This window comes from Hydrogenophaga luteola (assembly GCF_042648585.1).
GTDB lineage: Bacteria > Pseudomonadota > Gammaproteobacteria > Burkholderiales > Burkholderiaceae_C > Hydrogenophaga > Hydrogenophaga luteola.
The window spans coordinates 121,565-135,041 of record NZ_JBHRXX010000004.1 but is presented as its reverse complement, the minus strand read 5'-3'; the positions used below and the strand labels follow the sequence as shown (position 1 = coordinate 135,041).

Here is a 13,477-nt window from a genome sequence, read left to right as displayed (position 1 = left end):
CAGTGTAGGTGGGGCGGTGGCGGCCAGCCTCAAACCCCTGGAGTGTCGGAATCGTTCAAGACAGGTGCGCTGCGAGGCGCCAGCATGGCCGCCATGTCACACGCCACCACCTCCCCCCTTTCCGTCGAATCCGCTCGAACGCTACCCGGCCCGCCCGACCGCTGGTGGGGTCTGCCGCTGCTGCGCGAGATGCAGCGCGACTACCTGGCCTTCGAGATGCGCATGCGCCGCGAGCACGGCGATGTCTGCACCCTGAGGCTGGGGTACGAGCGGGCCTGGAACCTGATGTCGCCCGAACTGGTGCGCGAGGCCCTGGTGGGCCAGCACGCGCACCTGATCCGCTGGGAGCGCGGCATCGAGGTGTTCTCGCAGGTGCTGGGCCAGAGCGTGCTGGTCAACGAGGGCGAGACCTGGCAGCGTCAGCGCCGCATGCTGATGCCGGCGTTCGCGCCGCGCCGCGTCGCCGGCTACGCCACGCTGATGGCACAGGCAGCGCAGCGGGTGCTGGACCGCGGGCTTCCCGCCAGCCAGTCGCAGGCCACCGTGGCCATGGACGACCTCTGGAGCGAGGCCACCATGGACGTGATCCTGCAGGTGCTGTTCTCCCATCCGGCCGAGGGCGACGCGCGGCACGCGGCCGAGGCGAACCGCGTCCTGGGCGAGACGGGTTTCCGCGAGATGTTCTGGCCCAAGACCCTGCCCGACTGGCTGCCCCTGCCGGGCAAGCGCGCCAAGCGCCAGGCGCTGCACACGCTGCGCTCGCTGATCAGTCGCCACATCGACGCGCGCCAGGCCGGCCAGCCCCCGGAGGGTGAGGTGCAGGACCTGCTGGGCATGCTGCTGTCGCTGCGCGACGAGGACAGCGGCGCGGCGCTCACGCAGCAGGAGGTGTTCGACCAGTGCATGGTGACGTTCCAGGCCGGGCACGACACCACCACCAGCGGCCTGCTGTGGTGGAGCTGGCTGATGGCCTCGCACCCCGAGGCCGCGCTGCGCGCCGCCGCCGAGGTGGACGCGGTGCTCGGCGGCGCCACGCCGACGGCCGATGACATGGCACGCCTGCCGTGGCTGCAGGCCACGCTCAAGGAAGCGCTGCGGCTGTACCCGCCGGCGCCCGCGCTGATGAGCCGGCGCACCACCGTACCCATCGTGCTCGGCGGCTGGTCCGTCCCGAAGGGATCGATGCTGCGCCTCACGCCGTGGGTGCTGCATCGCGACGAGCAGCTGTTCCCACAGGCCGATCAGTTCCTGCCCGAACGTTTCCTCGATAGCGCGCCGCCGATTCCCAAGGGGGCCTGGATGCCCTTCGGCGCCGGACCACGCGTGTGCATCGGCCAGCACTTCGCGCAGCTGGAGATGGCCCTGCTCGCGGCCATGCTGCTGCAGCGCTACCGGCTGGCGGTGCCGCCGGGCGCCGAGCCGCCCACCCCGCGGCTGCAGGTGACGCTCAAGGCGGCACAGCCGATCCGGCTGGTGCTGCAACGGCGCGCGCCAGCTGCCGCGCCCACTGGGTCTGGCCGCCATATCCCCAGTCCGTCGCCGGCCGTTCCTGCACCGTGACGTAGCTCGCCACCTCGAACCCGCCGTCGGGCGCCAGCTGGCGCTGCAGTTCGTCGTACGCGGCGGCGATGAAGTGGGCCTTCTCCTCCTGGGTGTTGGTGCCGGCGGTGATGCCGATCTCCAGCAGCGCTGCGGTGCCCTGCACCGTGCGCCCGCCGACGCACCAGCGCGCCCGCGGCAGGTCGTCGATCACCACCGCGGTGACCTCGGGTCGTTTGTGCAGGATGTCGGCGGTGAGGCGGGTGAGCGCAGCGGCCAGCGCCTGGTAGCGCTCGGGGTTCTGCAGCGGGGTCACCTTGAGCAGCAGCGTGGGCATGTTCAACCTTCCATCAGGCGGACGGTCGGGGCGCCGTGTGCCCGGTGTGCCGCCAGGCCGCGGACCAGGGCGCGCAGCCGGTTGGTGGTGACGCCCCCGAAGCGCTGCACCGCTGCCCGCCGCTCGCGCTCGGCCTGGTGCTGCAGGGCATCGAACAGGGCCGCATGGGCCTGGGGCGACAAGGTCTGGTGAAGGTGTTCGGTGCGCATAGGGGGCTCCTGTCGGCAATGAATGAAGGGGTGAACGGACTCTAGGCAAAGCCCCTTCAGCGGGAAACGGCAGGCGGTTCAAAACGGTTTTGCAGCGCGTGCAAGGCCCTGCGCACCGGCGCGCACTACCATCGCCGCATGGACGCGCTCGCCTTCGACGACCTCAAGCTGTTTGCCCGCGTGGCCGCGCTGGGCAGCCTGTCGGCGGCAGCGCGCGAGCGCGACGTGCCGGTCAGCCAGGTCTCGCGCGCGCTGAGCCGCATCGAGAAGATCTGTGGTGCCCGACTGGTGCACCGCTCCACGCACGGTCTGTCGCTCAGCGCCGAGGGCGAGACCTTTCTCGAACACTGCCACCGCATCACCGGCGCGCTCGACGGGCTGCAGGCCGACTTCGCGCAGCAGTCGGGCGAGGCGCGCGGCCTGGTGCGCGTGGCGGCCAGCACCGTGATCGCGCAGTACCTGCTGCTGCCCAGCCTGAATGCCTTGAACCAGCAGCACCCGCAGCTGCGCGTGGAGCTGGAGGTGAGCGACCGGTTGGCGGACATGGCGCGCGAGGGCATCGACATCGCCATCCGCACCAGCACCGAGCTGCCCGACACCCAGGTGGCGCGTGCGCTGGGCCAGCTGGGCCGCGCGCTCTACGCCTCGCCCGCCTACGCGGCCCGCGCCGGCCTGCCGCAGCACCCCGACGAGCTGCACCGCCACCGCCTGATCAGCAACACCGCGGCACCACACCTCAACCGCTGGCCCTTCGTGGTCGACGGCTCGCCCTGCCGCCGCACCATCGAGGGCTACTGGCGCACCAACGACACCGGCCTGGCCGCCAACATGCTGGTGCAAGGCCTGGGCATCGGCCGGCTGGCCACCGTGGCCGCGGCACCGCTGGTGCAGCAGGGCCTGCTGGTACCGGTGCTGGCGGGCTTCGTCGACCCGCAACCGGTGCCGTTGTACGCGGTGACCGCCAGCGCGCGCCAGCGGCTGCCCAAGATCCGCGCCTGCATCGACTTCTGGGCCGGCTGGATCGCCCACGACCGCACACCGAACCTCGCTGCTTCTGCGGGGTGATCAAGGCATGCGCCAGTTATTCACCCTTCCCACCGCCCTGCTGCTGACCCTGCTGCCCCCTCTGGTGCTGGCCGAGCAGCCGTCGGCCCGGTGGCAGGCGCTGTGCGAGGCGCAGCTGCCGCCCACCGTGGTCGAGGTGACCGCCGAACCGGCCCCTGTCCGCCACCGGCGCGACCGCAGCATCGCCGACCTGATGCAGATCCAGCGCCTGCCGCAGGAGAACGCCTTCACCCTCGGCCTGACCGAGCTGCAGCTGGGCACGCGCATCGCCTTCCGCAGCCCGACGCTGAGCCACCCGCTCGAGCGCCTGGTGTGCATGCGCCCGGCCATCACCGTCACGCTCAGCCTGGACCCGCACGTGGTGTCGGTGGCCAGCGAGTTCGAGGACGGCAGCTGCGCCCACCGCCACATCCTGGCGCACGAGATGCGCCACGTGCAGATCAACCAGCTCACGCTGGCGTCGGCGGCCGACCGCATGCGCGAAGGCATGCAGCAGTCGTTCGGAAACAAGGTCTACTACGGCGAACCCAAGGAACTGCAGGAGCGCCTGACCCGCCACATCCGCGAGCAGTGGCTGCCCTGGGTCGACGCGCAGATGAAGCACACGCTGCAGCGCCACCGCGAGATCGACACGCCCGAGGAGTACGCGCGCAACCGCACGGCCTGCGGCGGCGAGATCGCGCGCACGCTGGACGCCATGCGCTGAACCCGGAACCACCCATGCCCCTGAACTACCTGATCTTCGACGCCGCCGACGATGGCGAGGGCACCGGCAGCTGGGAGGCCGTGGCCAGCGTGCGCCGCGCCGACCTGCCGGCGGTGATGGCCGAGGTGGACGCCGTGCTGGCGCGCGCGCGGCGCGAAGCGCCCGGGCCGCGCGGCCAGCTGGACGAGGGCGGAGCCTGGGACGCCGACACCCAGGTGCACGAAGACGGCGACTGGACCGAGGTCCGGCTCACGCTGACCGGCCCCTGGGACTGGGGCGAGGCCCTGGTGGCCGACTTCAGCGGCCTTTGAACGCCGGCGGGCGCTTCTCGCGGAAGGCCGCCACGCCCTCGGCCGCGTCTTCGCTGAGCGCCAGCCGCTGCTGCGTGGCGTCGAACTCGGCCATGGCCACCATCGGTCCCTGCTCCACGGCCTTGAGCGCATTCAGCCGCGAGGCGATCACCGCCAGCGGCGCCTGCTTCGCGATCTGGTTGGCGATGCGCAGGGCCTCGTCCAGCTCCTGACCCGCCGGCACCACGCGCTGCACGAAGTGCAGCCGCAGCGCCTCGGCGCTGTCGAACTCGTCGCCGGTCAGCAGGTGCAACAGGGCGTTGCCCAGGCCGGCGCGCTCGGCCATGCGCAGCGTCGCGCCGCCGGTGGCCATGATGCCGCGCGCCACTTCGAGCTGCGAGAAGCGGCAGTCATCGGCCGCGACCACGATGTCGGCCGCCAGCATCAGCTCGATGCCCAGCGTGAAGGTGATGCCCTTGACCGCCACCACCATGGGCTTGGTGCGGCGGCGCCAGCCCGGATCGCCCAGGTTCAGCGGATCGACCAGGCCGTGCGGCACCGGCGACTCGCCGCGTTGCATCAGCGGCGCGAAGCTGGGCAGGTCCAGCCCCGCGGTGAAGTGCTCGCCGTGCGCGTGCAGAACGCCCACGCGCAGCGCCGGGTCGTCGTCCAGCCGGGTGTAGGCCTCTGCCAGCGCCCGCATCATGGCCGGCGTGAAGCCGTTGCGCTTGGCCGGACGGTCGATGCCGATCAGCAGCAGCGGACCGCGGGCCAGCGAGGTGATGCGGCCTTCGGGCGGGGTGGTGGTGTCGGTGGGTGATGGGCTCATGCGCGCCATGGTGGCAGCGCACCCGGTCGGCGTCCGTCACCCAGGCGTCATGCGGATTTCAGCGCACGCGCTGCACGTCCAGCGGGTTCACCGGGTTGGCGTGGTGGCCCCAGCTCTGACGCAGGAAGCTCGCCACCGCGGCGATCTCGTCGTCCCGCAGCAGGGTGCGGAACGGCGGCATGCCATAGGGGTGCGGGTGGCCCGGCGTGGACGGCGCGAAACCACCGCCGACGATGGCCTGCAGCGCATTGGTCGGGTCGTCCATGGTGACCACGCGGTTGCCCGCCAGCGGCGGGTACATGCCCTGTCGGCCCTCACCCTGCTCGCCATGGCAGTCGGCGCAGTGCTGCTGGTACAGGCGCCCGCCGGCTTCCAGCAGTGCGCCGTCGGCGCGCTTGAAGGTCGGTGGCTCACTGGCTTTCATGGGCAGGCTCTTCAGGTAGCTGGCCATCGCCTTCACATCGGCCTCGGGCAGGTGCTGGGTGCCGTGGAACACCACTTCGGCCATCGGGCCGGCCACGCTGGCGCCGGGGACGCTGCCGTTCTTCAGCAGCGCGGCCACACGTTCGGCCGGCCAGTCCTGCACGCCCGCCTGGCGCGGGTCGAGCAGCGAAGGCGCGAACCAGCGGCCGTCGGGCAGGCGCTCGCCACCGAAGGCCTCGGTGGTCGCGCCCCAGGCGTTGCGTGTGCCATGGCAGGCGGCGCAGTGGGCGACGCCGTTGACCAGGTAGGCACCCCGGTTCCATTCGGCGCTCTGTGCGGCATCGGGCTGGAAGCGCCCGGGCTCAAAGAACAGCACGCGCCAGACCGCCAGCGCCGGCTGGGTGCCGTAGGGGAACCGCAGCGCGTGCGGAGTGTTGGGCTGGTGCACCGGCGTCAGGTGGCGCAGGTGGGCCCAGAGCGCGGCCACATCGTCGTCGGTCAGGCGGGTGAAGTGGGCGTAGGGAAACGCGGGGTACAACAGCCGGCCGTCGCGCGAGCGGCCTTCGTGCAGCGCGCGCTGGAAGGCCTGCAGCGACCAGTTGCCCAGGCCGGTCTCGGCGTCGGGCGTGAGGTTGCCGGCGTACAGGTCGCCGAAGGGCGTGCCGATGCGGCGACCGCCCGCGTAGGGCGCGCCGCCGCGCACGGTGTGGCAGGCCATGCAGTTGCCGGCGCGCGCCAACTCGGCGCCACGCGCAAGCAGCGTGGGGTCGGCGGGTGCGGCCTCGGTCGAGGGCGGCAACGCGGGCGCGTGCAGCTCGACACCGACCACGGCGCCCAACAGGAGCAGCCCCGCCACGAACACGGCGGCGATCCAGCGCAGGGGGCGGCGCCTCATTTCGCGCCCTCCACCACCGGTGGCGTCAACCCGCAGCGCAGCGGCAGCGGTCCGGTGCCAGGCGCGGCCGGGTGCGGGTCGGCCGGCAGCGGCTGGGCGGCGAGCCAACTGGCCACGGCCGCGACGTCGGTGGGCGAGAGGCGCTGCGCCACATGGGCCATGCAGTCGGGCGCAAAGGCCTTGCGCAGGCCGGTCTGCCAGGCGCCGAGCTGGCCGATCAGGTAGTCGCGCGGCAGGCCCAGCAGGCCGGGCACAGCGGGCCGCACCCCGGTCATGGCCGCGCCGTGGCAGGCGGTGCAGGCCGGCAGATCACGCGCCGGGTCGCCACGGCGCACCAGCGCCTCGCCGCGGGCCAGCATGGCGGCGTCACCCTGCGGCGGCAGCGGCGGCGGGTACGGCAGATCCAGCGCTGCGAAGTGCTGCGCGATCAGGCGCAGGTAGTCGTCGCTCAGGTGGTCCAGCAGGTAGCGCATGCCGTCGTTGTTGCGGCGGCCGTCGCGGAAGTTCAGCAGCTGGTGGTAGAGGTAGTCGGCCGGCTTGCCCGCGATGCGCGGGAAGAAGCCGCCCGGGGTGGCGCGGCCTTCCTTGCCGTGGCAGAGGGTGCAGGCCTGGACGCGCTGGTCCATGTGGGGCGGCGGGGCTGCGGGCGCCTGGGCGCGGACCGCCCACGGCAAGCACAGGGCGGCGACAAGAAGCAGGATGCGCAGGGACATGGGGCGATGACAAAGTCCCGGCCGCGCCGGGAGCGTTTGAACATACCATGCACCCCATGGCCAACTCGCCAACCGACCCCACCCGATGCCCGCTCTGCGGCGGCGACAACCGCTGCGCGATGGAGCTTGAGCGCGCCACCGGCCAGACGCAGCCGCCCTGCTGGTGCGTCGATGCCGCGTTCCCGCCCGACCTGTTGGCCCGGTTGCCCCAGGAGGCCGAAGGCAAGGCCTGCATCTGCGCCGCCTGCGTGGCGCGCTTCGCCGGCCAGCCGCTCAGTTGACGACGAAAGCCAGCGCGACGCCCCCCAGCGCCAGCAGGCCCAGCCCGCCGACGAAGACGCTCTCGGCCAGCCGCTCCCAGCGCCCGGCCTCGCGCGCCACCCGCATCGACACGAAGGACAGCAGCGCGCTGCCCAGGAACACCAGCCCGTCGAACGCGAGCAGCTTGTCCACCAGCACCCGGCTCTCGCTCGACGGACCAAGCAGACTGATGTAGAGCGCGGTCAGGCAGACCCCGATCATGGTGGCCGAGGTCGGCAGGATGTGAGCCGACAGGCCCGCCCCCTGACGCCCGCCCGTGGCGTCTGAGGCCATCAGCCCAGCTTCACCGGCACGAAGATGCGGTCGCCGTCGCGCTGGATCAGCAGCGCCACCGACTTCTGGGCCTTGGCCACTGCCGCACGCACCTGGTCGATGCTGGTCACCGGCGTGCCGTTGACCGCCACCAGCAGGTCGCCCGGCTGCACACCGGCGCGGGCCGAGGCGCCGGCCACGTCCTCGATCACCAGGCCGCCGTCCACGCCCGCCTCGCGCTTTTCCTGCGGCTGCAGCGGCCGCAGCGCCAGGCCCAGGCGACCCTGGTTCGCGGCCTTGTCGGTCTGGGCCACCTCGGCTTTCTTGTCGCCCGCATCGCCCAGCTGCGCGCTGAGTGTTTCGCGCTTGCCCTGGCGCGCGAGTTCGAGCGTGACCTTCTCACCCGGGCTGGCCTGGCCGATGTAGGCTGGCAGGTCGGCCGAAGACACGATGGTCTGGCCATTGACGCTCAGGATCACGTCGCCAGACTTCAGCCCGGCCTTGGCCGCCGGGCCGCCCGGCTCGACCCCCGAGACCAGGGCACCCTCGGGTTTGTCGAGGCCGAAGGAGTCGGCCAGCGCCTGGTTCACCTCCTGCACTGTCACGCCCAGCCGCGCGTGGCTGGCCTTGCCGGTGGCCACGATCTGGTCCCGCACCTTGCTGGCCACCTCGATCGGGATGGCGAAGGACAGGCCCTGGTAGCCGCCCGAGCGGCTGTAGATCTGGGAGTTGATGCCCACCACCTCGCCGCGCGCGTTGAACAGCGGCCCGCCCGAATTGCCGGGGTTGATGGCCACGTCGGTCTGGATGAAGGGCACCAGGCTGTCGTCGGGCAGCGAGCGGCCCTTGGCGCTGACCACGCCGACGGTCACGCTGTTCTCGAAACCGTAGGGCGAGCCGATGGCCAGCACCCATTCGCCGGGCCGCATCGAGCGGGAGCTGCCCAGCGGCACCACGGGCAGGTTCTTCGCGTCGATGCGCAGCACCGCCACGTCGGTGCGCGGGTCGGCCCCGAGCACTTTGGCCTGGAACTCGCGCCGGTCGGTGAGCTTGACCGTCACTTCGCTGGCGTCCTGCACCACGTGGGCGTTGGTCAGGATCAGGCCGTCGCTGCTGACGATGAAGCCCGAGCCCTGGCCACGCACCGGCTGCTCCGTGGCACCGCCGCGCGGCCCGGCGTAGCCCGGGAAGTTGCGGAAGAAGTCGTAGAGCGGGTCCCGAGGGTCGAGCCCGGGCACACCGGCCCGCTCCTCGTCGGACACCTTCCTCGTGCCGCTGACGCTGATGTTCACCACCGCCGCGCCGTGGCGCTCGGCGATGCTGGCGAAGTCGGCCTGCCCTGCGCTGAGTGCGGGCGCCGCCGCCACCACCGCGGTCGGCGACGGCGCAGCAGCGCTGGCGTGCGAACCGTGCAGCCAGGTGGCGCCGGCACCGCCGATCGCTCCGGCGGCCGCCAGGACCAGCACCAGACGGGTGGGGGTGAGGGTGTTGAGTTGCATGATCGCTCCTGTGAAACGAGTTGGACTGGCAACGAATGTGGGCGCGTTCACTTAGACGGGGCTTAATCGGCCCGCGTGGCACACTGCCCGCATGAGATCGCACCCGCTGCACGGCCTGCACTGGTCGGCCCGATTCAGCGCCCTGGAACGCCAGGCACTGGCGCTGCTGCCCGGGGTGTTGACCGGTCTGGCGGTGGCGCGGCTGGTGGCGGCGCCGGCCGGCACCGCCCTGCTCTGCGGCTGGGTCGTGTACTGCACCACCTACCTGGGGCTGATGGCCCACCTGGCCCACCGCCTCAACGCCGCCGACACCCGGCGCCGCGCCCAATGGGAAGACCCCGGCGCGGCCATGCTGTTCGTGCTGGTCACGCTGGCGGGGCTGGCCTGTCTGGTGGCGGTTGCCATGGCCGCCGACGCTGGCGCCCACCTGCGCGGCGCGCCGCGCATGGCCCACCTGGCGCTGATGGTGCTGTCGCTGATGGGCGCCTGGCTGCTTATCCAGAGCGTGTTCGCGCTGCACTACGCGCGGCGCTACTACCGGCCGGACGGGCGCGATCGCCCGCACGTGGGCGGCCTGGTGTTTCCGGGCGGCGAGGCGCCCGACTACCTGGACTTCTTCTACTTCAGCGCGGTGATCGGCATGACCTCGCAGGTCTCGGACGTGGCCATCACCGAGCGCTCGCTGCGCCGGCTGGCCACGGGGCACGGGCTGCTGTCGTTCGCCTTCAACCTCACCGTGCTGGCATTGGCGGTGAACGTGCTGGCCAGCACGCTGGCCTGATCAGGCCGCCGGCAGCGCCAGCCGTACGCGCAGGCCGCCCAGCGTGGGCGAGGTGTCCAGCCGCAGCCCGCTGCCATGCATCTGAGCCACCGACTGCGCAATCGCCAACCCCAGGCCGCTGCCGGTGGAGGGCGCATCAGGCAGTCGGTAGAAGCGGTCGAGCACGCGCACACGCTCGGCCTCGGGAATGCCCGGTCCGCTGTCCTCCACCACCAGCGCCACCCGCCCCGGGGCCTCGCCAGCCACCACACCGACCTCGATGCGGCCGCCGGCCGGGGTGTACTTGATGGCGTTTTCGATCAGGTTGCGCAGCAGCAGGCGCAGTGCGTCGGCGTGCCCCGTCACCAGCGCCGCCTCCAGCCCCGACAACCCGATGTCCTGCGAGCGGGCCTGGGCATCGGTCACCGCCTCGCCGATCACCGTGCGCGCCAGCGCCACCAGGTCCAGCAGCGCGGCCGGGGTGCCCTCAGCCTGCCGCGCCTGCTGGCGGGCCAGTTCCATCAGCTGGCCCACCAGCCGCGTCGCGCGGTCGATGCCGGCGTCCAGCCGCTGCAGCGCGCGCTCGCGGGTCTCGGCGTCCTCGGCGCGGCGCAGGCCCTGCACCTGCAGCTTGAGTGCCGCCAGCGGGGAGCGCAGCTCGTGCGCCGCATCGGCCACGAAGCGCTGCTGCACCTCGAAGGCCAGCCCCAGGCGCTGCAGCAGGCCGTTGAATTCCTGCACCAGCGGGCGGACTTCGTCGGGCAGGTCCTGCCCGGCCAGCGGCGCCAGGTCGTCGGCGCTGCGCGTGGCCACCTGCCCCCGCACCCGTTCCACCGGCGCCAGCGTGCGGCGCACCAGCCAGCCCACGGCCAGCATGAGCACGGGCGCCAGCCACAGTACCGGCGCGGCCGTGCGCAGCGCCAGATCGCCGGCCATGCGCTGGCGCACCGCCATGTCCTGCGCCACCTGGATCACCAGGCCACCGGTGATCACCGAGTAGACGCGGTAGGTGGTGCCGTGGGCCGCCACGTCGGCAAAACCCAGCACCGCGCGTGCCGGCAGCTCGGGCCGGTCGGCCGAGCGCAGCAGCAGCGAGCCATCGACGGACCAGATCTGCAGCACGAAGTCGAAGTCCTGCTGCTCTGGCGGCACCGGCAGCACGCCGGTGGCCAGGCCCTCGGGCAGACCGGCACGCAGGGTCTGGGCGGTCTGGCGCATCTGGTAGTCGAACAGCGCGTCGGCCTCGGCCCGCGCCGCGCGCCAGGCCAAGGCGGCCTGCAGCAGCGCGGTGGCCAGAATGGCCAGCAGCACGAAGCCCAGCAGGCGGGCGCGCAGGGAGGTGGGCCAGCGCAGCCTCATGCCCTGGGCACCAGGTAGCCAACGCCGCGCACATTCTGGATCAGGTCTGCGCCCAGCTTCTTGCGCAGGCCGTGGATGTAGACCTCGACCGCGTTGGAGCTGATTTCGTGCTTCCAGTCGTAGAGCTTTTCTTCCAGCTGCGCGCGCGAGAGCACCATCCCGGGCCGCGCCAGCAGCGGCTCCAGCACCGCCCACTCGCGGCCCGAGAGCACCACCGGTTCGCCGTTCACCGTGACCTCGCGCGTGGCCGGGTTGATGCACACCCCCTGGTGTTCGTAGACCGGCTCGGCGCGGCCCGAGGCACGGCGCAGCAATGCCCGGATGCGCGCCAGCAGCTCCTCCATCTCGTAGGGTTTGACCACGTAGTCGTCGGCCCCGGCGTCCAGGCCCTCGACACGCTGTTTCAGCGCGTCGCGCGCGGTGGCAATGAGCACCGGCACGCGGGAGCGGCGCGCGCGCAGCCGGCGCAGCACCGACAGGCCATCCTGCCGCGGCAGGCCCAGGTCGAGCAGCACCAGGTCGTAGCCCTGGGTGCGCAGGGCCGTGTCGGCGGCGTCGCCGTCGCGCACCCAGTCCACGGCGTACTGCTCGGCGCGCAACAGGTCGAGCACCGTTTCGCCGATCATCGAGTCGTCTTCCACCAGCAAGAGGCGCATTGCAGGCCGCGCCGGCCTGAGTGCCGCGCGCGGGTGCCGGCAATGTTACGCGGCATGTCCCTGGCCACGCCCGGCGCGGGCAAACCCGATAAGCTGCCGGCTGGACCCGCCCGCATGAACCAACCGCCCGACCCTCATTCCATCACCGCCCTGCGCGAGCGCCACGGGCCGCGCTACCGCTGGCTGCTGCTGCTCTCGGTGATGGTCGGCACCATGGCCTCGGTCATGTCCTCGACCATCGTCAACGTGGCCATCCCCGACATGAGCCACCACTTCGCGCTGGGCCAGGAGCGTGCGCAATGGGCCACCTCGGGTTTCATGGCGGCCATGACGGTGTCCATGCTCACCACACCCTGGCTGCTGGCGCGCTACGGCTACCGCCGCACCTACACCGGCTGCATGTGGCTGCTGCTGGCCGGCGGCCTGGTGGGCGGCTTCGCACAGCACTATCCGCTGGTGCTGGCCGCGCGTGTGGCCGAAGGGCTGGCCGCCGGCGTGGTGCAGCCGATCCCCGCCATCATCATCCTGCGCGCCTTCGACTCCCAGGAACAGGGCCGCGCCAGCGGCATCTTCGGCATGGGCGTGGTGCTGGCGCCGGCCCTGGGGCCGTCCATCGGCGGCCTGCTGGTCGACGCCTTCGGCTGGCGCTCGATCTTCTTCATGGTGGTGCCGTTCTGCCTGGCCTCGCTGTGGATGGCGCGTCGCTTCGTGCCGACCAACGCCCCCGGCGGCGCAGCGGCCAACCCGCAGGGCGCGGCGCTCGACTGGCGCGGCCTCCTGCTGGCCACCACTGGCACGCTGTGCCTGCTCAACGGCCTGGTGGAACTCAAGGGCGGCACAGCGCTCACCGCCTTCGCGCTGCTCGGCGCGGCCGTGGCGGCGCTGCTGGTCTTTGTGGCGCTGCAGCGGCGCATGCTGCTGGCGCGCGCGCGCCACCCCCACCAGGGCACAGACCCGCTGCTAAACCTCTCACTGTTCCGCGACCGGCGCTTCGCCATGGGCAGCATCGTGGCCTTCATCTACGGCGTCGCGCTGTTCGGGTCGACCTACCTGCTGCCGGTCTACATGCAGATGGGCCTGGGCCTGTCCGCCTCGTTTGTCGGCACCATCCTGCTGCCCGCCGGCCTGGTGCTGGCGGTGACCATTGCCCTGGTCGGCCGGCTCTCGGACCGGCAACCGGCGCACCGGCTGGTGAGCATCGGCCTGCTGCTGCTGGCCAGCTCGTTCGCTCTCATGCCCACCATCGACACAGATCACCGCGCCCAGACCCTCACCCTGCTGGTGGCCTGGGCCATCCTGGGCCGGCTGGGCCTGGGCTTCATCCTTCCTTCGCTGAACGTCGGCGCCATGCGCGGCCTGGACCGGGCGCAGATCCCGCAGGGCGCCAGCGCCATCAACTTCCTGCGCATGCTGGGCGGCGCGGCCGGGGTGAGCCTGTGCGGCATCGTGCTGGAGTGGCGGACCGCGGCGCACGGCCTCAAGCTGGTCCCGGGCAACACCGCGCCTGGCCACCTGGCCCCGTTCAACGAGACGTTTTTCATGGTCGCGGCCATTTGTGCGCTGGCCATTGGTGCCGCAGTAAAAATGCGCGAAAAACCCGCGAAGGCTGCCGGACAATAACCGG

The 13,477-nt window shown here is 72.0% G+C and carries 16 protein-coding genes; 7 read left to right on the top strand and 9 right to left on the bottom strand.

Features of this window, described 5'->3' with window-relative positions; translation table 11 throughout:
* The first annotated feature begins 93 nt into the window (after positions 1-93).
* Entirely contained in the window at positions 94-1,560 is a 1,467-nt protein-coding gene (locus tag ACFOPI_RS09790) for a cytochrome P450 (RefSeq protein ID WP_382173378.1), read from the top strand.
* Here ACFOPI_RS09790 and ACFOPI_RS09785 read toward each other — a convergent pair.
* Both ACFOPI_RS09785 and ACFOPI_RS09780 read right to left on the bottom strand, forming a co-directional pair.
* Positions 1,448-1,876 carry a tautomerase family protein gene (locus ACFOPI_RS09785; protein WP_382173377.1) on the bottom strand — a complete coding sequence of 143 codons (429 nt, stop codon included), beginning with the start codon at positions 1,874-1,876 and terminating at the stop codon, positions 1,448-1,450. The genes ACFOPI_RS09790 and ACFOPI_RS09785 overlap by 113 nt on opposite strands.
* 2 nt (positions 1,877-1,878) lie before the next feature.
* Positions 1,879-2,085: a hypothetical protein gene (locus tag ACFOPI_RS09780; protein ID WP_382173375.1), complete on the bottom strand. Its 207-nt coding sequence runs from the start codon at positions 2,083-2,085 to the stop codon at positions 1,879-1,881.
* A 138-nt stretch (positions 2,086-2,223) separates the two neighbouring features.
* Here ACFOPI_RS09780 and ACFOPI_RS09775 point away from each other — a divergent pair, with 138 nt between their 5' ends.
* From ACFOPI_RS09775 to ACFOPI_RS09765, 3 genes are read left to right on the top strand one after another with little or no spacing between them, the layout of a single operon-like run.
* Entirely contained in the window at positions 2,224-3,150 is a 927-nt protein-coding gene (locus tag ACFOPI_RS09775; protein ID WP_382173373.1) for a LysR family transcriptional regulator, read from the top strand.
* Between the two features lie 7 nt (positions 3,151-3,157).
* Positions 3,158-3,856 carry a hypothetical protein gene (locus ACFOPI_RS09770; RefSeq protein ID WP_382173371.1) on the top strand — a complete coding sequence of 233 codons (699 nt, stop codon included), beginning with the start codon at positions 3,158-3,160 and terminating at the stop codon, positions 3,854-3,856.
* Positions 3,857-3,870: 14 nt separating this feature from the next.
* Positions 3,871-4,167: a hypothetical protein gene (locus ACFOPI_RS09765; protein WP_382173370.1), complete on the top strand. Its 297-nt coding sequence runs from the start codon at positions 3,871-3,873 to the stop codon at positions 4,165-4,167.
* On the opposite strand, the gene ACFOPI_RS09760 is transcribed toward ACFOPI_RS09765, so the two are convergent.
* The 3 genes from ACFOPI_RS09760 to ACFOPI_RS09750 are packed head-to-tail and all read right to left on the bottom strand — an operon-like array spanning position 4,154 to position 7,006.
* Positions 4,154-4,975 carry a crotonase/enoyl-CoA hydratase family protein gene (locus tag ACFOPI_RS09760; protein WP_382173368.1) on the bottom strand — a complete coding sequence of 274 codons (822 nt, stop codon included), beginning with the start codon at positions 4,973-4,975 and terminating at the stop codon, positions 4,154-4,156. The genes ACFOPI_RS09765 and ACFOPI_RS09760 overlap by 14 nt on opposite strands.
* A 58-nt stretch (positions 4,976-5,033) precedes the next feature.
* On the bottom strand, positions 5,034-6,293 hold the full coding sequence (locus tag ACFOPI_RS09755) for a cytochrome c (protein WP_382173366.1): 1,260 nt from the start codon (positions 6,291-6,293) through the stop codon (positions 5,034-5,036).
* Complete coding sequence (locus ACFOPI_RS09750) at positions 6,290-7,006, bottom strand: c-type cytochrome (RefSeq protein WP_382173364.1); 717 nt, start codon at positions 7,004-7,006, stop codon at positions 6,290-6,292. Before ACFOPI_RS09750 ends, ACFOPI_RS09755 begins: the two co-directional genes overlap by 4 nt.
* A gap of 56 nt (positions 7,007-7,062) precedes the next feature.
* On the opposite strand from ACFOPI_RS09750, the gene ACFOPI_RS09745 reads away from it, so the two are divergent.
* The gene (locus ACFOPI_RS09745; RefSeq protein WP_382173363.1) at positions 7,063-7,287 is read left to right on the top strand and encodes a cysteine-rich CWC family protein; all 225 of its coding nucleotides are present in this window, start codon (positions 7,063-7,065) and stop codon (positions 7,285-7,287) included.
* Here ACFOPI_RS09745 and ACFOPI_RS09740 read toward each other — a convergent pair.
* On the bottom strand, positions 7,280-7,600 hold the full coding sequence (locus ACFOPI_RS09740) for a hypothetical protein (RefSeq protein WP_382173362.1): 321 nt from the start codon (positions 7,598-7,600) through the stop codon (positions 7,280-7,282). The genes ACFOPI_RS09745 and ACFOPI_RS09740 overlap by 8 nt on opposite strands.
* Positions 7,600-9,078, bottom strand: coding sequence for a DegQ family serine endoprotease (locus ACFOPI_RS09735; RefSeq protein WP_382173360.1), 1,479 nt, complete (start codon positions 9,076-9,078; stop codon positions 7,600-7,602). The genes ACFOPI_RS09740 and ACFOPI_RS09735 overlap by 1 nt, the downstream gene beginning before the upstream one ends.
* Before the next feature lie 91 nt (positions 9,079-9,169).
* Here ACFOPI_RS09735 and ACFOPI_RS09730 point away from each other — a divergent pair, with 91 nt between their 5' ends.
* Positions 9,170-9,859: a DUF1345 domain-containing protein gene (locus ACFOPI_RS09730; protein WP_382173358.1), complete on the top strand. Its 690-nt coding sequence runs from the start codon at positions 9,170-9,172 to the stop codon at positions 9,857-9,859.
* Here the strand turns inward: ACFOPI_RS09730 and ACFOPI_RS09725 are convergent, their stop codons facing one another.
* Both ACFOPI_RS09725 and ACFOPI_RS09720 read right to left on the bottom strand, forming a co-directional pair.
* On the bottom strand, positions 9,860-11,197 hold the full coding sequence (locus ACFOPI_RS09725) for an ATP-binding protein (RefSeq protein ID WP_382173356.1): 1,338 nt from the start codon (positions 11,195-11,197) through the stop codon (positions 9,860-9,862).
* On the bottom strand, positions 11,194-11,853 hold the full coding sequence (locus ACFOPI_RS09720) for a response regulator (RefSeq protein ID WP_382173354.1): 660 nt from the start codon (positions 11,851-11,853) through the stop codon (positions 11,194-11,196). The genes ACFOPI_RS09725 and ACFOPI_RS09720 overlap by 4 nt, the downstream gene beginning before the upstream one ends.
* A gap of 114 nt (positions 11,854-11,967) precedes the next feature.
* Between ACFOPI_RS09720 and ACFOPI_RS09715 the strand changes: the two genes are divergently transcribed.
* Positions 11,968-13,473, top strand: coding sequence for an MFS transporter (locus tag ACFOPI_RS09715; RefSeq protein ID WP_382173353.1), 1,506 nt, complete (start codon positions 11,968-11,970; stop codon positions 13,471-13,473).
* Positions 13,474-13,477: the final 4 nt, after the last annotated feature.